The sequence below is a fragment of the Ahniella affigens genome (assembly GCF_003015185.1).
GTDB classification, from domain to species: Bacteria; Pseudomonadota; Gammaproteobacteria; order Xanthomonadales; family Ahniellaceae; genus Ahniella; species Ahniella affigens.
The window spans coordinates 2,953,376-2,975,581 of sequence record NZ_CP027860.1 but is presented as its reverse complement, the minus strand read 5'-3'; the positions used below and the strand labels follow the sequence as shown (position 1 = coordinate 2,975,581).

The window sequence follows — 22,206 nt, the reverse complement described above, 5'->3', positions numbered from 1 at the left end:
ATCAGTCCATACAAGTGAGATCGATGGCAGCCGTTTTAAGGAAAATCATATACTTGCGTAACAATGCGAAGTAACCGAAGCTTGGCATGTGTGCACTCCTGGGGTTGCGTTCGAAAAGTCTTGTCCCTGTATACGAGCCGCACTCGGCCTCGCATGTGTCGAAGTCCGAAGCCGCAAGTTTCATCAAGAACCTACCCGCCGCTTTGCTTGAATGGGCTGGGCCAAGCTCATTCACGAATGGGGATCTAAATTAATGCTTGGACTGACGCTACGAGAAGAATTCCGGGGCAAACGCCTCAAGGGCACAGCCATCGAGCTGTCCAACGACCAGCAAACGGGCGCGACCCAGATTGCAGCCAAACAGTTTCTGGAGATCACCTATCCCACGCACGACCTGTTGAAAGGCATCGAGGCCGTTGGCCCCAGCCAGGGTCGCCCTGTGGTCGTGATCGGCGAACGCGGCCTGGGAAAGTCGCACTTGATGGCTGCGCTCTACCACGCGGTGACCGACCCGTCCTCGACCAGCTCCTGGCTCAATGCATGGGCAACCACGCTTACCGACGCTAGGATCGGCAAGATCGCCTTGCGCGATGGGATGCACGTCATCGGCGAAAGCCTGCATCGCCACCGCTACAAGTTCTTGTGGGATGTGCTGTTCGACAACCATCCGCACGGCACATTCATCAAGGGCAAGTGGGACGGCCAGGGCTCGTCGAAAACCGAAATCCCATCCGACAAGCTCATCATCGAGTTGCTGGAGAACAAGCCGACGATGTTGCTGCTGGACGAGTTCCAGACGTGGTACGACGGCCTGACCAACACCAAGCAGTACCCTTGGAAGAACTGGGCATTCAACTTCATCCAGATTCTTTCGGAGATCGCCAAGGAGCGCCCCGACCTGCTGGTGCTCGTAATTTCGGTACGCAACGGCGGTAGCGACGCCTACCAACAGGTGCATCGCGTCAACCCGGTCGCCATCGACTTCAAAGCGGGCGGCAGCGCCGAGCGCATCCAGCTGGATCGCCGACGGATGCTGTTGCACCGCCTGTTTGACAACCGCCTGCAGATCGCCAGCGGCACCATCGAATCGCTAGTAGCTCAGCACGTCGCCGAGTCCTTTCGTTTGCTCGACGTGCCGCCCGTCGAGCAGGAACGTAAACGCCGGGAGTTCACAGAAACATGGCCGTACGCGCCGCACCTGCTTCGTCTGCTCGAAGAACAGGTACTCATCGCTACGGATGCCCAGGAAACACGCGACCTGATCCGCATCCTCGCTAACCTCTACAAGAGCCGTGGCGAGTCCGTGCCCTTGCTTACGGCCGCTGACTTTCGGCTGGACGACGATGCCTCGGGCATTGGCGCTTTGCTCGAAGCGGTCGCCAACCAGCATCACCGTACGCTGCGCGAGAAGGCGCAGCAGAACATTATTTCGGTGCAGGAGGCGCGGCATGATCACGCCAGCGTCGCGCCGCACCTGCAGGAAATCATCGGCGCACTCTGGCTACGCTCGATTGCCGTAGGCAATCTCGCCGGAGCTGAACCCGCCACGCTGCAACTGGATATCACCCGTAGCAAGCCAGTGGACGACAACGCATTCCAGGTCGAGTTGGCGACCATCGTTGAGAACAGCTTCAACATCCACCAGGAAGGCACCAAGCTGCTGTTTCGCGAGGAAGAGAACCCGCGCGCCAAGCTCATGGCCTACGCGCGCAACGACAAGCTGTTCGCCGACGGCGCGGATCAGGCGCAGCTCGCCAAGCAGGTACGTTATGTCATCGGCGGTAGCGACGAGGTCGCCAAGGCCTTCCGCGTAATTGCCCTGCCGAAATCGTGGGTCAATGATCCGTGGACGGAGCTCGATGAGGCCGAGCAACCCGACAAGTGGGATGACCGTCTGCCCATTCTCGTGCTCCCTGAGGAAGTCGACAAGCTCGATGCCACACTGGGCCGCTGGCTTAAAGGGCAGTTGCAGAAGCGCCGTAATACGGTGCGCTTTCTGCTGCCGCGCGCGGGCAGTACCAACTCCTTCATGGATCGCGACCTACTCATCCTCGCCCGCGCCGAAATGAAGGCGCAGGAATGGGGCGGACAGAACCCCGAATACAAAAAGCTGCACAAGGAATTCGAGATCACCCTGCGCGACAACCTCAAAAAGCGCTTCGACCGCTTTGCCGTGCTGCAACGCTGGAATTTCGCCGATCCTGCGCAGTGCAAGTTCAGCGTCGAGCGTCTCGATAAGCAAGGCTCGCAGATTCCCGAAGCCATCGAGGATGCGCTGATCGGCGATCTATTCGTTCCAGAGGACTTCGAGGAACTGGTGCTCGAATACGCCTGCAACAATGAATCTGTTGGCAAGCTCCTGCGCGAGCTACAAGAGCCGCGTCCAGCAGAGCTGGACTGCATCCCGTGGCTGGGCGAGACTTTGATGAAGGAACGCCTACTGGGTTTGTGTGCTCAGGGTAAGTTGGCCATCAACTTGCGTGGCATGGAGTATCTTCAAACATATCCGGGTGAGGATGTGGACACGGCATGGCGACGTCTACGCCCGAAGCTCTCGCTCACGGGGCGCCATCTCGATGACGTGTTCGTGATGCTGCCCTCGGCCGTGCCTGCAACCGGCGGCTCAACGGCATCTACCCCGTCGCCGCTTGGCGCATACCCGCTTGACGGCTCTGTTTCCAGAGCTGGTGTATCCGAATCTAATTCCGGCGGACTGCCCGCTACGATGCCAATTACTTCGGCAGGCGGCATTTTCGACGGAAATAGCAAGGCTTCCAAACCACGTACGGCGCTGTCGAATCCAGCCACATCGCCGCTTAACTTGATCGGCAGAATCGAGAATTGGGGCATCGGCCCAGCCACTAGAGTTGCGGAGGTTTCGATCAAGGTGTCGGCCGCTACAGGTGCGCAGCTAAAAGAAATCCTCAAGAAGCTTCCCGAAGGGATGAGCTTCGAGCTGAACCTTGAGAGGGAGGACGATTGATGCCATTGACAGCCAGCACCTTGCAGGCCCTGATGCAAAGCTCGGACGCTGATGCTTGGCGCATCATCGTCGATCAGGTTGTCGAGATCGCCCGAAAGCCGCTGTCCGCAGGTAATGCGCCGAGCGAAGTCGTCCGGCGCGACCGTGAAGTCGGTGCGCTAGATTTATTCCTCGCGTCCAGTGGCTGGGGCTTGTGGCAAGCATTTGGCCAGAGCGTCGAGCGCACCTCGGATCGCCTGACGCGTTGGTGGGCGGAGCCCTTTAGTGCCAAGGCGGTGCTGATTCTCGACGGCCTTTCCCTGCGCGAGCTGCCGTGGCTGTTGCAGGGCGCGAAAGCGCGCGGCTTCACCACGCACGAAGTCGCTGCCTGCGCCTCCGAGTTACCCGGCGAAACTGATGAGTTTGCCCACGCGCTCGGCTTCGCGAGCCGCAGCAAGCTCCAGAACAACGGCGGCGGTCGCGCACACAAGCTGCAGGCCGCCAACACTGAAACGGTGGACTTGCCGTGGAAGGACTGCCAAGCCCTGATCGGCAGCGCGCCGAACCAGATCTTCTGGCACCACTGGCCCGACGCCAAGCTGCACGACGGCTCCGGCGCAGGCCAGGGGCTGGAGCCGCTGACCAAGGACGTGGCCGAGCAGTTGTCCAGTGATGACTTCTGGGCCTTCGTCGAGCGCCTTGCCACCGGGCGGCGGCTGGTCATGACCTCCGATCACGGCTACGCGGCCACGGGCTACTTCCCCGATGCCGATGGCGAGGTCGGCCAGTTCCTCAGGCAGACGTTTGGAAGCTCGCGCAGCAAGACCGGAACTGGCGACACCGGCCCCTTCGTGCCGCCCGTGGCATTGCAGATCAACAGCCCTCACGGCGCGCACCTGTTGGCCTTGGGTCGCAGGAAGTGGCGTAGCCAGGGCGGCTACCCGACGCTCACGCATGGCGGCTTGTCGCTGCTGGAAGTGCTGTCGCCGTTCGTCGAGCTGACCAAGTAAGGACTTCGCCTGATGGCCACCAAGAAAGAACTACTCCAACAGCAAATTGCCAAGGCCGTGGGCGCAGGCAAGGCGGTCGCGCTCGAAACGGTCGACTTCAACGACCCGAACCGCCCCAAGACCTGTCTGGAGGTGGACTTCCCCATCCTGCCTGTCAATCAGGTGGCGATCATCGAAGGCAACGCGGGCAAGCCGATCTACCAGATGTCGAAGTGGTGGGCTAGGCGCCGGTCCAGCGTGTTCCGCTCGATGTTGATCGCGGCGGCCACCAAAGCGCCAGACGACCCGTCGCACGCGGCCAAGCTGGTGTGGGACAACTACTACGCCAACCACCAGAAAAAAGGCGCGTTCAAGCACCTGAAAGTGGCCGACATCTTCATGGGCGGCGGCACCACGCTGGTGGAAGGCTCGCGCCTCGGGATGCAAATGGTCGGCAACGACCTCAACCCGGTCGCTTGGTTCGTGGTTAAGCAGGAACTGGCGAATGTCGATCTGGAGGAGGTGAAAAAGCTCCTTGCCGACATTGAGGCCGAGGTCAAGCCGCAGATTATGCCGTACTACTACTGCGACGGCCCGCAGGGTGAGAAAGGCAAATGGACGCACCTGCCCAGCAACAAGGCGATGCCCGCCGACTTCGATCCGCTTGCCATTCCGCGTGAGCAGCGCAAGGACTACCGCTACGAAGGCCCGGAGATCATCTACACCTTCTGGGCCAAGCACGGCCCCTGTCAGGTGACGGGCTGCGGCCACCGGACGCCGATCATGACTAGCCCGGTCATGGCGGTGAAGACGCTCACCGTCAAGCATTGGGCGCACACCTGCGGCAAGTGCGGCGAAGCCTTCGATGTGGAGGAGGAAGCTGCCCGCATGGCACCCGATACGCCGTTTTACGTCGCGCCCACCGAAGCGCCGTATTCCGTGCTCGACCGGAAGAAGGGCGTGATCTGCCCGCACTGCGGCCACACCGCGATGGTGAAATTAGGCAAGGGCAAGAACAAGAAGGTGGAACTGAGCCTGCTGGTGCATCCGCAATGGCTGGCGGGCGAAGCGAAGCAGGATGTCAACGGCCAGCCTTACGGCGGCTCGGCGCAGGACGATGTGGCGGCAACCACGCGCTGGGATGCGGCACGCGCCGCGAAGATTCGGCTTCTGGAAGTACGGGGTCTTGAAACCGTCATCGAGGTGGATCAAAACGGCAACAAGAAAGAAAAAAGGATCGTCCCGAAACAAGTGACGTGCCCGGAGACTGGTGTCACCTTCGAGTCGACGGTTGGCACGGTGCCGAAGCAGTCGCACTACGCCTGCTCGGCCTGCGGGACGGTGCAGGATGTGTTGACCACCATCAAGGCCACCGGCAAGACCGGCCCGATGGCCGCTTACGCAGTGCAGGGCTACGCGCCCAAGCGAGATGAAGCAGGCAGACCCTACGGCGGCCGCTTCTTCGCCGCCTACGACACGGCGCACGCCCAGCAATACGACGCCGCGTTCGCGGAATGGGAAGCGCGCAAGGATGCCGACCTCAAGGACTACTGGCCGCGCTCCGAGCTTCCATACGGATTCATGACCCACCATTTGCAAGGCGGCGTTCCGAACCACGGCTTCACCCATTGGTGGACGATGTTCCACCCGCGCCAGTTGCTCGCTCACGCGCAATTGCTGAATGCCATCGTGAACGTCGGGAGCTACGACTGGAAGACGCGCGAGTTTGTTCTTGGCGCATTCCAGAACTACCTACGCAACCAGAGCGTTCTTGCGTTCTGGCACATCAACAAGGACCACTTCGTTCCTGCGATGTCGAACAACAACTTCCACCCGAAATCAACGCTAGTTGAAGTTGGCGTCTTTTCGCCGATGGGCTACGGCCCTTGGAGTTCTTGTGTCCCTGTTCTCCTTGAGAGCCGCGATTGGGCTATGCAGCCTTGGGAGGCAGTAAGCGCTGAGAGCTTGAAGCGCAGGGACGCCGTGCTTGCAGACGGCATCAGTGGCAAGAGCGAGAAGGTCTTTCCGGGCGACCCCGTCAACGGTGCGGACGTCTTCTGTGGGTCGTCTACGGAGCTGGCAAAGGTTGCTGATGCCAGCCTCGATCTGGTCATTACTGATCCACCCTTCGGCGGCCTGCTGCACTACTCGGAGCTGTCCGATTTCTTCTACGTCTGGCTGCGCCTCGCACTGAAGGACAAGTATCCCGGCTACTTCACCGCCGAATACACGCCTAAGTCGCTGGAGGCGGTCGCCAATCGCGCGCGCGAGCCGGAAGATCCGGACGGTTTCTACCAGCGTCTGCTCACGCAGTGCTGGCGCGAAGCGCATCGTGCACTCAAACCCAGCGGCATCCTGGCCTTCACCTTCCACCACAGCGAGGACGAGCCGTGGGTGGCGGTTCTGGAATCGCTGTTCGATGCGGGCTACTACCTCGAAGCGACCTACCCCATCCGCTCTGACGAAACCAAGGGCGAAGGCGAGTTCGGCTCCAAGACCATCGAGTACGACATCATCCACGTCTGCCGCAAGCGCACCGAGGAACCCAAGCCGGTGAGCTGGGGCCGGATGCGCCGCGAGGTGATGGCCGATGTGCGCCAGTTGCAGGCGATGCTCGAGAACCACGCCAAAGAAGGTTTGCCCGCAGCCGACATCCAGGTGATCCGGCGCGGCAAGGCGCTCGAATACTTCTCGCGCCACTACGGCAAGGTGTATGTCGATGAAGGCCGCATTATCTCCGTTCGCGACGCGCTGGTGGGCATCAATCAGCTCATCGACGAGGACGCCGACAAGGGCAAGGAAGCGCCCCCGGTCAACGCGGAGCCGATCACGCGCCAGTTCCTGCGTACCTTCGGTAACGCGCCTGAGCTGAAGCGCGACCAGCTGCAGAAGTTTCTCAAGGGCTCGATCACCACGCCGGACGAGTTCGTGCAGCGCGGCTGGTGCACTGAGAAGAATAAGGTATTTACCCGCACCGACGCGCTGGAGTTTGCACGCGAGTGGTCGGGCAAGCATCGCCGCAAGCTCACGTCCGATTTGGATCAGGCGCTGGTGCTAATCGGTGCGTGCTTTGACGGCAGTGGCATTAATGCCTCGGACACGCTGAAGAACGAGAACTTCAAGCCGCACGTCGCATTGAAGCCGCTGTTGGAATGGCTGCACCGCAATGGCCCGGATCAGACCACGCGCAATGCGGCCTCGCGCGCGGTCTCCATCCACAACGCTTGGCTAGCCAGCCGAGCGCCCCAGCCCTTGCAGGGTTCCTTGTTCGATGACGATGGGGAGTACGAGCAATGAGACAACTGCGCGACTCGGTTTGGCAGGTGCGGGGCACTAGTTGGTTGTGGGACGAAGAGGCGCGCAATCAGATCTGTGCAGCCAGAGAAGTGTGGAGCCTCCGCCAGTTCCTCCGTGCGAGAGGAAATTGGCCGGACGATCTCCCAAGCAATGGCGGTAGGACGCTGGTAGTAGCCGGTCTGGATGGCAGCCTAGACCTGTTGACGCCAGCAGATGCAGAAACGTGGCTGGGCGATGCGATTAAGCCCGCTATCCTGTCCTTTCAAGACGATTGGGGGAGCGACGGTGCATTGGTGTTTTGGCTGCCTGGCGGCCATAGCCGCGTCAAGGCGCACCCGGCGACGGATGAAGTTGGCTGGCTCTGTCACGCGCCTCACGGCCACCAGATCGACCTCGGTCGCATTTTGTGGGGCCAAGCCAACGAGTACCCGCAGGAGATTCTGCTGCGCGACGGCGGCAAGCCTGCGGGTCTTTTTCATCTGCGAATCACGTAGGGCCACCTTATGGCTTCAATTCTTCCGATCAATCTTCAAGACCTGCTGTATTTCCAGGGGGTTGAGTCTTCGCGTGTAGAGTTCAAGGCATCGTGGAACGAGGATTTCACTAGAGATCAGGTGATCCGCACCATCTGCGCCTATGCAAACGATTTTCAGAACCTCAACGGAGGCTACATCGTGATTGGCGTTGCCGAAGCTGACGGTGCCGCCGTGCTGCCGCCCAAGGGCCTAACACCTGCCGAGCTAGACGAAGCGCAGCGTTGGATTCGTGGACGCTGCAACACCATAGACCCTGTCTATCAGCCAGTTTTTTCGCCCGAGGTGGTTGACGGCAAGCACCTGCTAGTGATCTGGGTTCCGGGCAGCCAGATTCGTCCGCACCGGGCTCCGGAAGATTCCAGCAGAGGTGCGCAACGCAGGTATTACATACGGATCGAGTCCAGCAGCGTGGATGCCGACCGCCAGCCGGAACTGAAGACTCAACTCATGCAGTTGACGGCGCGCGTTCCCTTCGATGACCGTCGCGCCTTGCAGGCTAGCGTGCTGGACATCCGTGAGACGAAGGTACGTGAGTTCTTGCACGATGTCGGTAGCGGATTGGTGGAAGAACAGGATACTCGCAGCCTGTATCGCAGCCTGCGCGTCGCCGAACCGGTAAACGGACACGATGCACCGCGCAACATTGGGCTGCTGTTCTTCAGCCAGGACCCGGAACAGTGGTTTCCTGGTGCTCGAATCGAGGTGGTCCAGTTTGCCGACGACGCAGCTGGCAACTTACTGGAAGAGAAAACTTTCGGGAAGCGCCCCATTCACGAACAGTTGCGGGAGTGTCTGTCCTACCTCGAAAGCCTGTCTGCACGTCTGATCCAGAAATTGCCGAGAACATCGAAGGCATCGCACTGGGTGAGTTTTCCTTCGCTTGCGCTCCGCGAAGCTTTGGTAAACGCCGTGTATCACCGCTCATACGAAGGCGTCACAGAGCCGATCAAGGTGTATTTGTATTCCGATCGGCTGGAGATCATCAGCTATCCCGGCCCCGCTCCTGGCATCGAACAGGCGCACCTGGATGGCAAGTCGCCGATCCCGCCCGTACCCGCCAGGAATCGTCGGGTCGGCGAGCTGCTGAAAGAGTTGCGATTGGCGGAAGGGCGTGGAACAGGAATACCCAAGGTCCGCCGCGCTATGACCCAGAACGGCTCAGATCCACCGCGCTTCGACTTCGACGCAGATCGCAGCTACTTCCGGGTTACATTGCCTGCGCACCCCGAGTACCAGGCAATTCTGGCTATCCAAGACGTGGCAAATCTACGCGCAGTCGGCGACAACGCAGGAGCTCTAAGGCGCTTGCAGGAGGCTCATTCTCGTCACCCTGGCGCGGTGGCGGTCGCCGTCGAGCTAGTGAAGGAGCAGCTGTCTCGCGGAGACACCCATGCCGCAGAAGATGTTTATGAGATGGTCAGAAGTGTCAACGCAAGCGCGAATCTCGCCGCAATTATCACGCAGATCGCCGCTGCATACTTAGATAATAACCGCCAGAAAGATGCAACCAATTGGCTTGACCGTCTTCCGATGCTAGATGCCGTGGAAGAAGCCTTCGAAGCAGCTATTCAAGAGAAACGTGCGGGTCGCCTCGAGAAGGCGCATAGCTACTTCAAAGTTGCGGGGGATGCGGTTGCTGCTGATGTGAAGGCGCTGCATGAGTTTGCTCAGGTAAAGATGAAGTTGGCCGAGAAAGTTCACCCTAGTGGCCCCTCTGGCAACAAAGCGGCCTACCGGCGCCAGCTCGGAGAGGCCGAGGAAATGCTCCGTCGCGTGGTGCAGATGGACGCGCCGCGTACCCGGCGGGCTTGGGCTTGGTTCGACTTGGGGCGCGTCCTGAAATGGAGCCGGGCGCCGAAGCACGAGATTCGTGCCGCCTTCGAGCAGGCGGTAGAGATTGACCCCACGGAGGGACGATTCAAAGAGGCCCTCGCTAGGCTCGCCGGGGATGGGCATGCTGGATAGCCACGCCCCGCTTCAACCCGGCGAACGCATAACCCACCACGAGTACGGCCAGGGTGTCGTCCTCGACCCGGCGCGTGACGGCTATCTGCGCGCGTTCTTTGGCGTTGGCGAACGCCGGGTGCCGGTGGCGTCGCTCCGGCGGGAACTCACGCGCACCGAGCGCATCCTGCGCGCCGTGGATGGCGGTGCGGAGCGGTCGCGCAAGGCATGGCTGTCCTACGAGGCGCACGCGCTGCCGGTGATGGAAAGTGCCTCGGCACTGACCTCGGCCAAGATCGACCTGCTGCCGCATCAGGTGGTGCTGACCCACCGCATTGCCACCGCCTCACCCCGGCGCTACCTGATCGCCGACGAGGTGGGTTTGGGCAAGACAATCGAAACCGCGTTGATCCTGCGCGAGTTGGCCAGCCGGGGCGAACTGACTCGAGCCTTGATGGTGGTACCTGCAGGACTCGTGAACAACTGGCACCGGGAGTTAAACGAGGTGTTTAACCTCGACTTCGAAGTGTTCGGCTCTGAAGGCGACATTACCGACCGCAAGACCAATGCCTTCGCCAAGCACGACCGGCTGATCGCCAGCATCGACACCTTGAAGCGCCCGGCGCGCATCAAACGCCTTCTGGACGCGCCGCGCTGGGATCTGGTGGTCTTCGACGAAGCGCACCACCTCACCGCCTACAAGACTGGCGGCAAAGTGCGCAAGACCGAGAACTACAGGCTGGCCGAGGCGCTGAAAGATCACTCCCGCGACCTCGTGCTGCTGTCGGCCACGCCTCACCAGGGCAATCACTTCCAGTTCTGGATGCTGGCACAACTGCTGAACCCGACGCTGTTTCGCAGCCCCGAGGAGATGTTGGACGAGCGGCACCGGCTCAACACCGTGATGTTTCGCCGCACCAAGGCCGACGCCTGTCAGCCTGATGGCTCACCACTGTTTGCGCGGCGATGGGTTCACACCGAATCCTTCGTGATGAACCAAGCCGAGCGGCTGTTCTACGAGAAGCTGCGGGAGTACCTGGAGGATGGATTCGACCTCGCGCGCCGCCAAGGGAGCCGGGGTCGTGCGCTGGGCTTCCTGATGGCAATCTTCCAGAAGATAGCGGCATCGAGCTTTGCGGCCGTGCGCCGCACACTCAAGCGCCGCCTGTTGATGCTGACGCTGCACGAGGCGTTTCTGCGCGACAAGGAACTCGACATCGAAGGCCGCGAGCGCCTGACCGATGAAGCGCGCGAGCTGATCCACGAGGAGTTTGGCCTAGCGCGTGACAGCATCGGGCGCAGCGAGGTGGACCGCGTGCTGGCCGATCTGAAGTACCGGCTGGTCAAGAAGCTGGACGAGGAGGCACTGGAGATGGCCTCAGACCCCTACGGCAGCGAGTATTCGGCCACGCACGCGGAAGAAGCTGCTTCAGCGGTGGTGGATCTGCATCTGCCGGAGGAGCGCCTGCGCATCGGCGACCTGCTGCGGGTGTTCCCGGCCGAACGTGAGACGAAAATGCAAAAGCTGCTCGACGGCTTGGGCACGCTGTGGCGGCGGAACGCCAACGAGAAGATCGTGATCTTCGCCACCTACCTCGGCACGGTGGACATGATCGCCCGCGAGATTGAGCAGACCTTCCCCGGTCAGGGTGTAGCCGTGCTGCGCGGTGGCGACCACGGCGCGAAGGTAGCGGCGGAGCGGCGCTTCCGCCTGAAGGATGGCCCGCGCGTGCTGGTGTGCACGGCGGCGGGACGCGAAGGTATCAACCTGCAGTTCGCGCGCGTCTTGTTCAATTTCGACCTGCCGTGGAATCCGATGGACATGGAGCAGCGCATTGGGCGCATCCATCGCTACGGCCAGAGCCACACCGCGCAGGTCTACAACCTCGTGCTGTCCGACACCATCGAAGGCCGCATCTTTCTGATGCTCGACGAAAAGCTCGCCGAGATCGCGCGCACGGTAGGCAAGGTTGATGACCAGGGCAATGTGGCGGAAGACCTGCGCGCGCAGATTCTGGGGCAGTTGTCGGAACGCTTGAACTACGACCGGCTGTACCAGGAAGCCCTGTCGGACCCGGAACTGAAACGCACGCAGGTGGAGTTGGAGGCGGCGCTGTCGAACTCCCGCGAAGCGCGGCAGGTGGTGTTCGACCTGTTCCAAGACCTCGACGGCTTCAGCCTTGACGACTACAAGCCCTTCTCGGACGTGTCGTCCAGCTTGGATCGACTGGTGCGCTTCCTCTCTGCGGCGGTCGCGGATCAGCAGCAGAAGCTGGTCAAGGTGGACGATGCGACCTACGACCTCGTCACCGTTGATGGCACGCGCCGCGCCCGCTTCACCCTTAGCCGCGAAGCCGCCACCAATCACGATGATCTGCAACTGATGGGCTTGGATCACCCCTTTGTGCAGGAAGAGTTGGGCCGCTGGCGCAGCGTGCCGCCGGAGGAAGTCGGCATCGCCGTGTTCGGCGACGTGGAAGAGCCTGTGCTGCTGTCGCTGTGGATGGTCGAGGCATCGGCCGGCAGGGGCGAACGCCGCGCGGTGGTGCAGCCTATCGCCGTCAAGCATGATGGCACGCGAATTCCCGTGGTCGAGCGCCTGTGCGAGATGTACCTGCAAGCACCGCCCGCCTCGCCGATCTTCAGGCCCGAGCACCGGATAGATCTGTTCACCCACGCCGTTGAACCGACCCTCCTGCGAGAACTGAAGCACAAGGGAGCCGCAGATGGAGATGGCAGCTATTCGGCGGAGCTGATCGGCTACGTCGAGATCGTTGGTCGGGATGAGTGAGGATGTACAAATGCTCAATCGATCAGCGCTCAACGCTGGTCGTCGATGCCTTCCGCAAGATTTGCGTGCCCGCGGCGCCTGAGCAAGGATGACCAAAAATGCAGTGCTAGTGTGTCCGGAACCGCTCGCGACGGCCGGCGCTTGTTGGTGGGCTGCGGCGAGGTTGCCCTGGATCCCGGAATCCGTTGCGCGGCTTCCAGGATGACGGCAATGGGGGTTTCAGCACTGCGGCAAGCGCTCTCGAATGATGCGTCGTCACTCCGGACTTGAACTGGGCTCCAGGGAATTGGGCGGAAGGTGCTGATTCTTGCGGCCGATGAACGCACGGGGCGCTATCGCAAGATTGTCCTGGGCTCCGGCCTGCGCCGGAGCGACGGCAAGGGGGGGATGGGGGTTTGAGGCAAGCAGGCCGTTGCTGGTCTCGAAGTCCGTTGCGTGTCGCCAGATTGCCCTGGATCCCGGAATCCGCTGCGCGGCTTCCAGGATGACGGCAATTGGGCGTGAAGTATTGCGTCTTGGTTGGTGTTGCTCGGTTGGTTCTGCTGGTCTTGTCGAGGTGGTTCCGACGGTATTTCGCAAGGTTGAACCTCACCCCGGATCAAGTCCGGGGTGACGACAGTAGAGGTTGTAGCGGCGCGGTGCGGCTGGTGCCGGTTGGTGCTTGTTTGTGGGCTGCGGCGAGATTGCCCTGGATCCTGGAATCCGCTGCGCGGCTTCCAGGATGACGACAATTGGGCGTGAAGTATTGCGTCTTGGTTGGTGTTGCTCGGTTGGTTCTGCTGGTCTTGTCGAGGCGGTTCCGACGGTATTTCGCAAGGTTGAACCTCACCCCGGATCAAGTCCGGGGTGACGACAGTAGCGGTTGTAGCGGCGCGGTGCGGCTGGTGCCGGTTGGTGCTTGTTTGTGGGCTGTGGCGAGGTTGCCCTGGATCCCGGAATCCGCTGCGCGGCTTCCAGGATGACGGCAATGGGGTGTGAGGGTTTGTGGTGTGGCTGGTGGCGCGGCCCTGTTGGTTGATGCGTGGGTATGTGGCGCGTGGCGGCGCATTCGGTGCCATATCCGTCACCTTTTCGTGAGTTTGAAACCCGCCCCGGATCAAGTCCGGGGCGACGACAATAGGAGGTGTTGGTGTACGGTGCGGCTGGCGCCGTAGGGCTTGTGGGTGGACTGCGGCGAGCTTGCCCTGGATCCCGGAATTCGCTGCGCGGCTTCCAGGATGACGGTAATTAGGGCGGTGCGGCCTTGTGGTGCGGCTGGTATTGGTTGTTGCTTGTTGGTGGACTGTGGCGAGGTTGCCCTGGATCCCGGAATCCGCTGCGCGGCTTCCAGGATGACGAAAACGGGCGGTGGGGCTTTGTGGTGCGGCGAGTGTTGTGTTTTGGGTTGGCGGGTTCTCGCCACTCGCTCCGTATCCCCTGGTAACGACCTCATTTCAGGTCATGAACCAGGAAGCATTCCATGCGTTTGTCTTGTCATCGTCTCGCCCTTGGGATCACGCTTGCGCTTGCCAGTGTTGGGGTCTCTGCCAATGCGTTTACCTACCGCGGTCAGTTGTCGGACCAGGGGCAGCCGGCCAATGGTCGGTATGACTTGCGGCTGACGTTGCATGCGGATGCGGTCAGTGGGAAAGCGCTCGCTAGTCCCATGACGTTTGAGGACGTGGTGGTGAGCAATGGTAGTTTCACACTTTCGTTCGAAGGGCCCTCGGCGATCAGTGCAGAACTGTGGGTCGGTGTCGAGGTTCGCGACAACGATTTGGCCGCGTTTGAGGCGACGCCGGGGCGATCCAAGGCTTTGCTCGGCAACACGATCGGGCAGTGTTGGTCGACGACGGGGGACTCTGGCAGCAACCCCGCCACGCACTTTCTCGGCACCATCGATGCACAGCCTTTGGTGTTGAAAACCGCGAATGTGCAGAGTTTGCGGATTGAGCCGAGTGGTGAGGTGTTTGGCGCGCCGGCGGTGCCGATCACGGCCAATATGATTGGCGGGAGTTCGGCGAATGTCGTTTCGCCCGGCGTTCGTGGCGCGGTGATCGCGGGTGGTGGCGTTCCTACTGGCACCAGCGATCCGCAATACGCAAACGAAGCCCCAAATATTGTCAGTGATCACTATGGCACCGTGTCTGGTGGCTATGGCAATACGGTCGGCGACAATGATGACACCCTGAGCGAGTCGCCGTTCGCCGCCATTGGTGGCGGGTTGGCCAATGAGGCAACGGGGTCCGCTGCGGTTGTGCCGGGCGGCTACCTCAACAGAGCGGTTGGCTATGTGAGCGCGATCGGAGGCGGCGAATCGAACTTCGCTTCTGGCAGCGGCAGTGCCATTTCGGGTGGTGCCAGCAATATCGCCACCGGCTATCGCGCATCGGTCGGTGGCGGCACTCTAAACGAATCATTGGGGGCTTATTCGGTCGTCGCCGGTGGTATCAACAATGTGGCTCGTGCCAACAGCAGCGCCATTGCGGGCGGCGAAGTGAATACCGCGATGGGTCTCTACAGTTTCGTCTCAGGCGGCTTCGGAAATTGCGCTGGCGCGACACGTTCATTTGCCGGCGGCAATCGGGCGAAGGTGCGACCGCCAACAGGCAATGATCAGGACAGCTGTGCCTTCGTGCCTACGACGCCCGGAGGTGATTCCGGGAGCTTTGCCTGGGCAGATAGCCAGTCCTCAGATTTCGTCACCAGCGGCTCCGATCAGTTTATCGTCCGCGCGCAAGGTGGCGTTGGTATTAACGCCGCACCCGTTGTCCCCAATGTGGAGATGATGATCCAAGCCAATGCAACGGGTTCGGAGACCAGCAATATCTGGCTGAAGCAACGCTCTACGAACCGCGGCATTCTATTCAGCGCCGGCGATGGTACGGGGGCGAACGATTCGGGCTTCTATATCGATCATTACAACGGTGGCCCACCTGTGCGTCGTATGTCGCTGGCGAATGATGGCAGCGTCTTTATTCGTTCCAACACGACGGGCGCCAACTCTGGCGTCGCCATGGCGCCGGGAGATGGAGCGTTCACGTCTTTGTCGGATCGGCATGCCAAAACCGCCATCGAACCGGTTGATGCGCGCAGCATTCTGGAGCGAGTCGTGCAGATGCCAATCAGCTCTTGGCAGTACAAGGCGCAGCCCGGAGACGTTCGGCATATCGGCCCCATGGCGCAGGATTTCATGGCGGCGTTTTCGGTGGGTAGCACCGACAAAGGGATCAACACGATCGACGCCGATGGCGAGGCCTTGGCGGCGATTCAGGGGCTCAACGAGAAGTTGGCAGCCGAGAATGCCGCGTTGGTGAGTGAGCAGCAATTGTTGCGGCAGGAGCTTGAGTCGATTCGTTCGCGTCTTGACGATCTGGTCGAGGCGGCCGGTCATGAGTGAGCATGGTTCCGCTTGGCAATCGCGATGGTTGGTCTTGAGGGCGGCCAGCTTGCTTGCTCTGGGCGTCGTGCTGCCGGTTTGTGCGGAGCCGCCATCCCGGTATCGCGTGACTGGGGAAGTGCAGCGCGAGGTTGAAGCATTGCCGACATCGGCGCGATTCGTGGTGTCGGGTACGCTTCAAGGCGATTCGTTTGCACCAGAGGCAAGCGCGCGCTATCAGATCAAAAGCTTGGATGCGACGCTTGCGGCTTGTGCGGCACCGACCGATGCCATGTTTCAGGACGGTTTTGAGTAGACGCCCGGACTTGGTGGGCCGTTCCAGGCGCGGGGTCAGGTTGGATGACGTGTTTGCGTCAATCGTGCCAAACGAGTGCCGTTCTGGCGCTTGTGGAACGCGGTGGCTTGCGTGCGGGATCTGATCGTTGAGGCAACAAAAAAGCCGGCCTGGTGGGCCGGCTAATGTTCAAAGTTTGGTGGAGCGAAGGAGGATCGAACTCCCGACCTCCGCATTGCGAACGCGGCGCTCTCCCAGCTGAGCTATCGCCCCATTTGATTATGGCCAGGGCCTGGGGGGCTGGTCTGGCGTTGTCAGCCTTGGATCATACTGGTGGCGGTTGGTTGGGGCAAGTCGGGCGCGGGTATTCGACCGATGCTGGGCCGCAGGGATATTTTGGGGTTGTGCCGTAGGGACGGTTTGGAGCGACGCGTCTGGTCGGCGTTTTGGTCGCACCGAAGGTGCGCATATTCGCGCACCAAGTTGTCAGTGACAATGCGCGACTTTCACGACGGCACTGTGTGGCAAGTAGCCCTCTCTCACTCGCGTGGGAGTCCAGCCGCCCCTTTGGTGCGCCTATTCGCGCATCAAACTGTCAGCGACGATGCGCGATTTTTACGACGGCACTGTGTGGCAAGTAGCCCTCTCCCCAGCCCTCTCCCACTCGCGTGGGAGAGGGAGCCGCCGCTTTTGGTGCGCTTATTCGCGCATCAAACTGTCAGCGACGATGCGCGATTTTTACGACGGCACTGTGTGGCAAGTAGCCCTCTCCCCAGCCCTCTCCCACTCGCGTGGGAGAGGGAGCCGCCGCTTTTGGTGCGCTTATTCGCGCATCAAACTCTCGGCGACGATGCGCGATTTTTACGACGGCACTGTGTGGCAAGTAGCCCTCTCCCCAGCCCTCTCACACTCACGTAGGAGCGTGAGCGCTCCCTCTCCCGCGATCGCGGGGGAGGGTTGGGGAGGGGGCTACTTGCGGTCAGAATCGCCACCGTTCGCAATCTATTGGTTAGCAAAACCAATGGGTTACGGCGTGTTTGACGAGATCGGGTTTGGCTCCGAATCAAGCCGGCGGCCAGATTGGTTCGGGCCTGATGGCCCTCCCACAAAAAGGCGAACGGGGCTTGCGGCCAGATTGGTTCGGGCCTGAAGGCCCTCCCAAAAGTCGCGCTTCTATCGGGTCAGTCGTCGAACCCGTCGCTGTCGTCTGACCCAGCCGCCGCCCGGCGCATGGCGCCTCGAATCTGATCACCGGCAAATCCACGTTGTTGCAGTTTCGCTGCCAACTTGAGTTGTTCTTGGCGGCTGCCTTGTACGAGTTTGAGGTGGCGTTGCACTTGGCGATCCAATTGCTCGCTCCAATCCACTTCCGCCTCGTTGAACGCTTGTTCGATCACTGGGCCGGCGATGCCGTGCGTCTTCAATTCGGCGCGGATCCGAACGGGGCCATAGCCATCGCTCGCGCGGCGGCGAACCAGCGCGCGGGCAAAGCGTTCATCGCTCTGGTATTGGTCGGCCTGCAGTTCGCTGATCAGGGCGTCGGTATTGATGGGCTGCGGCGCACGCGGGGTGTCCATCAGCGCTTCGAGTTCCGGGCTCAATTCGTCGGCACCGAGCGTGTCGGATACCACCGATTCGCGCGACTTGCGCTTCAGTTTTAGCGCGAGCTCTTTCGCCGAGTGTTCGCGGCGGGCGAGCAGACGCAGGGCTTGTTCTTTAGGCGAGCTGGGTTTGCGAGGGCGCATGGTGACAATGATCGACGAAGCGGCAATGTTGGTCGCTTGGCGGCATTGGTGCAAGCGGCGAGGGGCTTGCCGCCGCGTCATTTGGCGCCCCCTCAACTTCGCATTCAGCGCGTAGCGATCGCATCGCTAGGTGGCGATTCGTCCGGCAGAAATCGTTCGATCAGATCGTTCAGGAATCGACGGCCGAGTTCGGTGGGACGGCACAGGGTGCCGTGCGGTTCGGCAGCGAGCTCCAGCAAGCCATCGGCAATCGCCGAATCGATCTGCGGCTGAATGTCAGACCATGGCAGGCCGGTGCGTTGGGCAAACTGCGCCACCGCAAAGCCCTCGTTCAACCGCAACGCGTTCAACATGAACTCGAATGGCAGTCGATGCTTCGGAATCGCCTGCCACTCGGCGAGCACATGATTCGTGGCGATGCCGTTCAAATAGCTGCGCGGCAGTTTCTTGCGCGCACTGCGGATGATCGACCCGTCCGGCAGCGTCAGTTTGCCATGGGCGCCGGCGCCGAGCCCGATGTAGTCGCCGAACTGCCAATAGTTGCGGTTGTGGCGCGCTTGTCGGCCTGCCGCGGCGTAGGCTGAAACTTCGTATTGGGTAAAGCCCGCGGCCGCCATGGCATCCTGGCAAGCCAGTTGCATGTCGTAGGCCAAGTCGTCGTCGGGTAGCGGCGGTGGCTTCGCGGCAAACAGTGTGTTCGGCTCCAAGGTGAGTTGGTAGTGCGACAAATGGATCGGGCCAAGCGCGATGGCCTCGGCGACATCCTGCAACGCGCCGGCCAAGGTCTGTTCGGGCAGTGCATACATCAGATCCAGATTGATGTTGGCAAAGCCGGCACGTTGGGCCGCGCGGACTGCCGCCCGGGCTTGTTGCTCGTCGTGAATGCGGCCCAGGCGCTTGAGCTTGGCGGGATCAAAGCTCTGAATGCCAAAGCTCAGGCGATTGACGCCGGCCTCCAGATACGCCTCGAAGCGGTCGTACTCAGCGGTGCCGGGATTCGTTTCGAGGGTGATCTCGCAATCGCTGGCAAAGCGCAACTGGCGGCGCATGCCATCGAGAATGGTCTGGATACTCGCGCCCGAAAACAGGCTCGGGGTGCCGCCGCCAAAGAACACGGAGACGATATCGCGCTCGGCCAGGCTCGGCACGCGCACACACTCCTGGACGACGTCTTGAATCAACGCGGCAACGTATTGCGGCTCGGCATCGTCCTGACGTTCGTGCGAATTGAAGTCGCAGTAGGGGCATTTGCGCACACACCAGGGAATGTGCACGTAGAGTGAGAGGGGGATCGCAGCGGGTTGCATGGCCGGCATTATGCCGGTTCACGAGCGATCAACAACTCTCGTTGGCCGAGCGGCGTGGCATTCGGGCCAAAGCTTTGTTCGATGAAACGGATCTGGTCGCGGCCGACCAACACGAGCGAGCTGGCCCGGGTGCCGTAATGCTCGCCGACAATGAAGGGCGAAGACAGCAGGCGTTCCCACTCCAAGCCCACGCCGGTATCGGGCAATTCGGCATCGGCAAACTGCTGTTGGTGCTTCAGTATATCGAGCAATGCGGTGGGGTCGGCGTCGCCGCGATCCAACCACGCCTCCAAGGCGCTGCGCGTGCGTGCGACCTTGGGCCATGGCGTGTTCAAGGCGCCATTCGACAGGCCATAGACACCAGGGCCCAGGCGCTCTCGGCTGACCTCCGGAAAATTGCGCAGATAACTCAAACCATCGCGATCAAACGCGAGGGCGTTGAAGCGGCCAAAGCGCTTGGCTTCTGCGTCACTAATGGCGTGCAGGGCGGCAGCTGGGCGCGTGTCGGTGATCAGGCCTTTGACCAATTGTCCGCGTGAGCGCTTGGCCTGCTCCGGACTGCCATGCCGGACATTGGTCACAGTGACGAGGCGGCCGGCAGCATGCACCAGCAGCCAACCGCCGCCGGCTTGCGCATCGCGTCCGCCATAGACGCCAGGGGCGTCCACATGCGCATGCAACGCGTCGCTCGGACGGGCATGAAATTCGTCGCGATTGCCGATCAGAATCAGCTCGTACAGCGGATGCACCTGATAGGCAAACGCGATCAGGCACATCAGGTTTTCTGCAGCCCTTCGCGCCACGCAAACACGGCTGCCTGCGTGCGGTCTTCAACGCCAAGTTTGGCCAGGATGTTGCTCACGTGGGTTTTCACCGTTTTGATGCCAATGCCAAGACTATCCGCAATCGCCTGGTTGCTGGCGCCTTCCGCGATCATCATCAGGACTTCGCGTTCACGCTGACTCAGTTGTTCGGCGCCCGAGATTTCGGTGAGTGCCGACGTGACCAACGGCATGATCCGCGGGTGGAAGATGGTCTCGCCGGCAGCGGTGCGGCGGATGCTATCGAGCACGAACTCCGGCGCGCTGTCTTTCAGCAGATACGAGTCGGCGCCGGCGCGCAAGGCTGCGGCCACGGGGGCACGTTCCTCGGACGACGTCAGCACCAGCACGCGGATCGGCAGCTTGTTCTGCCGCACGCTGCGGAGCACGTCGATCCCATTGCCGGGCATCAACAAGTCCAGCAGCAGTACATCGGGTTTCAGTTGCAGGCACAGGCGCAAGGCCGTTTCGGCATCTTCGGCTTCGCCGATCAGTTCGATTCCCGCTTGCGGGGCGAGATACATGGCAAGGCCACGGCGGACAATGGGGTGATCATCGGCGATCAGGATTCGGATGCTCATGGGGTTTTGGTCTCTTGGCGTAAGGTCCAGCGGATGTCGATGCGCGTGCCGCGCGCGTCGCTGTCAATGCGACAGTGGCCGTTCGGGAGCTCTGCGGCACGTGAATTCAGGTGCCCGATGCCACGACCCGCGCTGGCGCGGGCGCCGCCCAAGCCATCATCGACAATACTGAATTGAAGTTCGTTGCGTTGGCGGATCAGCGTAATGTCGACGCGTCGCGCCTGGCTGTGCCGGTGCACATTGGCCAGGGCTTCGCTCAGAATGGCGTTGAGGTTGGCTTGATCGGTCAGGGCGACCGAATCGGCGCCGCTGAGGTCAATGAATACAGCGATGCCGCTGCGGCGCGACCACGCCTCGATGTCGTTCTGGAGGCGTACCGCGAACGGCACGCCGGCCACGGGTTTGAGGTCATCGATGATTTCAACCAGCGAGCGCTGAATATCGGCGACCAAGGTCCGGCACTCTTTCAGCAGGTTGCTGCGCGCTGCCGGATCCGGGTTGCCCTCGACCGCCGCGAGCTGCATGGCGAGTCCAAAGGCCTTCTGCTTGACCGTGTCGTGGAGATCGCGCGCCAAGCGGGCGCGCTCATCGGCGCCGATCAGCGCTGCATTGGCTTGCATCAGCGCATCCAGGGCGACCGGGACCCGGTCGAGCTCTTCCGAGATCAGGCCGATTTCGTCGCGATTCGGATCATTGATCCGGGTCTGTAGATTGCCTTGCCGCCATTCCAGCGCGGCGGCGCGCATCCGGGCCAACCGGGCGATCACCCAGGCGCGCAGAAAGAACGCCGATGCGAGGGCCAGCAGGAGACCATCGAGCAGCATGATCGGCCACTCGATCCGCGCTCGATTCAAAAAGTTCTGGGCGGGTGTGGCCAATTCGAATTGCAGCACCAGGCTTCGGTCGGGAATGCCTTCCAGCGGATGCAAGTACGTGAACAGGCTGCCCTGGCGCCGCCAGCGCAAGGTCGGATCGTCTCGGGGTGCTTCGGACAGTAGCCAGTCATGCGCTTGTTTGTTGAAGCCGCCGGTATGGCTGTCGACAACGATCTGGCCATGGTCGTCAACCAGAAAGGCGCGAATGGGCTGCCGCCTTTGCTCCGCCAATGTCAATGCGTGGTCGCCGAGCACTTTGTGGCTGCGCTGCGCCAGACGCAGGACCCAGCGCTCGAGGTCACGGGTCGTTCCGAGGCCGACCAGTTCGCGCTCGGTCAAGTGACGGGCCATCGCCGCCTGCTCGCGCTGAATCTCCCGGCGGAGCTGATCTGATTCGAGCGTACGGGTGAGCGCATTGAACTCGATACTGGCGCGGACAAAGTCCAGCAGCAGCAAGGCAGGTAACGCCAGCAGCAGAAAAAAGAACGCGAGTTTGGGCAGCAGGCCAAGTTGTTTGGGCATCTCCCGATTCTCGCAGCTTGAGCCGGCGCGTGCCTGCGACCTGAGGCGGAGGAAAATCCCGGCCAAGACACTCGGGACCTGGGGGCGTTTTGGCCGATCGTGACGGCATAAGCGCGATCCGTCGCGGGACGTAGGGGCTGGTCCGCCACGGGATGGTTATGTGAAGGATTTGCGATCAGAAAG

Annotated in this window: 13 protein-coding genes and 1 tRNA gene; 8 read left to right on the top strand and 6 right to left on the bottom strand. The window is 61.4% G+C overall.

Going from position 1 to position 22,206, the window contains the following annotated elements:
- The first annotated feature begins 253 nt into the window (after positions 1-253).
- The 8 genes from C7S18_RS11330 to C7S18_RS11295 all read left to right on the top strand — a co-directional run bounded on the left by C7S18_RS11330 (position 254) and on the right by C7S18_RS11295 (position 16,193).
- The gene (locus C7S18_RS11330) at positions 254-2,983 is read left to right on the top strand and encodes a DUF499 domain-containing protein (protein ID WP_106891671.1); all 2,730 of its coding nucleotides are present in this window, start codon (positions 254-256) and stop codon (positions 2,981-2,983) included.
- Entirely contained in the window at positions 2,983-3,972 is a 990-nt protein-coding gene (locus C7S18_RS11325) for a hypothetical protein (RefSeq protein ID WP_106891670.1), read from the top strand. Before C7S18_RS11330 ends, C7S18_RS11325 begins: the two co-directional genes overlap by 1 nt.
- A 12-nt stretch (positions 3,973-3,984) precedes the next feature.
- Positions 3,985-7,248 carry a site-specific DNA-methyltransferase gene (locus C7S18_RS11320; RefSeq protein ID WP_106891669.1) on the top strand — a complete coding sequence of 1,088 codons (3,264 nt, stop codon included), beginning with the start codon at positions 3,985-3,987 and terminating at the stop codon, positions 7,246-7,248.
- Entirely contained in the window at positions 7,245-7,742 is a 498-nt protein-coding gene (locus C7S18_RS11315) for a hypothetical protein (protein ID WP_106891668.1), read from the top strand. The genes C7S18_RS11320 and C7S18_RS11315 overlap by 4 nt, the downstream gene beginning before the upstream one ends.
- 9 nt (positions 7,743-7,751) lie before the next feature.
- Positions 7,752-9,749: an RNA-binding domain-containing protein gene (locus C7S18_RS11310; protein ID WP_106891667.1), complete on the top strand. Its 1,998-nt coding sequence runs from the start codon at positions 7,752-7,754 to the stop codon at positions 9,747-9,749.
- Positions 9,739-12,519, top strand: coding sequence for a DEAD/DEAH box helicase (locus C7S18_RS11305; RefSeq protein WP_106894002.1), 2,781 nt, complete (start codon positions 9,739-9,741; stop codon positions 12,517-12,519). The genes C7S18_RS11310 and C7S18_RS11305 overlap by 11 nt, the downstream gene beginning before the upstream one ends.
- 1,459 nt (positions 12,520-13,978) lie before the next feature.
- Complete coding sequence (locus C7S18_RS11300; protein ID WP_106891666.1) at positions 13,979-15,898, top strand: tail fiber domain-containing protein; 1,920 nt, start codon at positions 13,979-13,981, stop codon at positions 15,896-15,898.
- Positions 15,891-16,193, top strand: a complete 303-nt coding sequence (locus C7S18_RS11295) for a hypothetical protein (protein WP_106891665.1) — start codon at positions 15,891-15,893, stop codon at positions 16,191-16,193. The genes C7S18_RS11300 and C7S18_RS11295 overlap by 8 nt, the downstream gene beginning before the upstream one ends.
- A gap of 176 nt (positions 16,194-16,369) precedes the next feature.
- Here the strand turns inward: C7S18_RS11295 and C7S18_RS11290 are convergent.
- From C7S18_RS11290 to C7S18_RS11265, 6 genes are all read right to left on the bottom strand, one after another.
- A tRNA-Ala gene (locus tag C7S18_RS11290) sits at positions 16,370-16,445 on the bottom strand.
- A gap of 908 nt (positions 16,446-17,353) precedes the next feature.
- Positions 17,354-17,917, bottom strand: a complete 564-nt coding sequence (locus tag C7S18_RS11285) for a regulatory protein RecX (protein WP_170113230.1) — start codon at positions 17,915-17,917, stop codon at positions 17,354-17,356.
- Positions 17,918-18,021: 104 nt separating this feature from the next.
- The gene (hemW, locus tag C7S18_RS11280; protein WP_106891663.1) at positions 18,022-19,233 is read right to left on the bottom strand and encodes a radical SAM family heme chaperone HemW; all 1,212 of its coding nucleotides are present in this window, start codon (positions 19,231-19,233) and stop codon (positions 18,022-18,024) included.
- The gene (locus tag C7S18_RS11275) at positions 19,233-20,000 is read right to left on the bottom strand and encodes an NRDE family protein (protein WP_240624023.1); all 768 of its coding nucleotides are present in this window, start codon (positions 19,998-20,000) and stop codon (positions 19,233-19,235) included. Before C7S18_RS11275 ends, hemW begins: the two co-directional genes overlap by 1 nt.
- Positions 20,000-20,626, bottom strand: coding sequence for a response regulator (locus tag C7S18_RS11270; RefSeq protein WP_106891662.1), 627 nt, complete (start codon positions 20,624-20,626; stop codon positions 20,000-20,002). Before C7S18_RS11270 ends, C7S18_RS11275 begins: the two co-directional genes overlap by 1 nt.
- Positions 20,623-22,023, bottom strand: a complete 1,401-nt coding sequence (locus C7S18_RS11265) for a sensor histidine kinase (RefSeq protein ID WP_106891661.1) — start codon at positions 22,021-22,023, stop codon at positions 20,623-20,625. Before C7S18_RS11265 ends, C7S18_RS11270 begins: the two co-directional genes overlap by 4 nt.
- Positions 22,024-22,206: the final 183 nt, after the last annotated feature.

Excerpts from the sequence above, each read along its gene's own strand:
- C7S18_RS11330 (WP_106891671.1), top strand. The coding sequence starts at position 254 with ATGCTTGGACTGACGCTACGAGAAGAATTCCGGGGCAAACGCCTCAAG.
- C7S18_RS11325 (WP_106891670.1), top strand. The coding sequence starts at position 2,983 with ATGCCATTGACAGCCAGCACCTTGCAGGCCCTGATGCAAAGCTCGGAC.
- C7S18_RS11320 (WP_106891669.1), top strand. The coding sequence starts at position 3,985 with ATGGCCACCAAGAAAGAACTACTCCAACAGCAAATTGCCAAGGCCGTG.
- C7S18_RS11315 (WP_106891668.1), top strand. The coding sequence starts at position 7,245 with ATGAGACAACTGCGCGACTCGGTTTGGCAGGTGCGGGGCACTAGTTGG.
- C7S18_RS11310 (WP_106891667.1), top strand. The coding sequence starts at position 7,752 with ATGGCTTCAATTCTTCCGATCAATCTTCAAGACCTGCTGTATTTCCAG.
- C7S18_RS11305 (WP_106894002.1), top strand. The coding sequence starts at position 9,739 with ATGCTGGATAGCCACGCCCCGCTTCAACCCGGCGAACGCATAACCCAC.
- C7S18_RS11300 (WP_106891666.1), top strand. The coding sequence starts at position 13,979 with ATGCGTTTGTCTTGTCATCGTCTCGCCCTTGGGATCACGCTTGCGCTT.
- C7S18_RS11295 (WP_106891665.1), top strand. The coding sequence starts at position 15,891 with ATGAGTGAGCATGGTTCCGCTTGGCAATCGCGATGGTTGGTCTTGAGG.
- C7S18_RS11285 (WP_170113230.1), bottom strand. The coding sequence starts at position 17,917 with ATGCGCCCTCGCAAACCCAGCTCGCCTAAAGAACAAGCCCTGCGTCTG.
- hemW (WP_106891663.1), bottom strand. The coding sequence starts at position 19,233 with ATGCCGGCCATGCAACCCGCTGCGATCCCCCTCTCACTCTACGTGCAC.
- C7S18_RS11275 (WP_240624023.1), bottom strand. The coding sequence starts at position 20,000 with ATGTGCCTGATCGCGTTTGCCTATCAGGTGCATCCGCTGTACGAGCTG.
- C7S18_RS11270 (WP_106891662.1), bottom strand. The coding sequence starts at position 20,626 with ATGAGCATCCGAATCCTGATCGCCGATGATCACCCCATTGTCCGCCGT.
- C7S18_RS11265 (WP_106891661.1), bottom strand. The coding sequence starts at position 22,023 with ATGCCCAAACAACTTGGCCTGCTGCCCAAACTCGCGTTCTTTTTTCTG.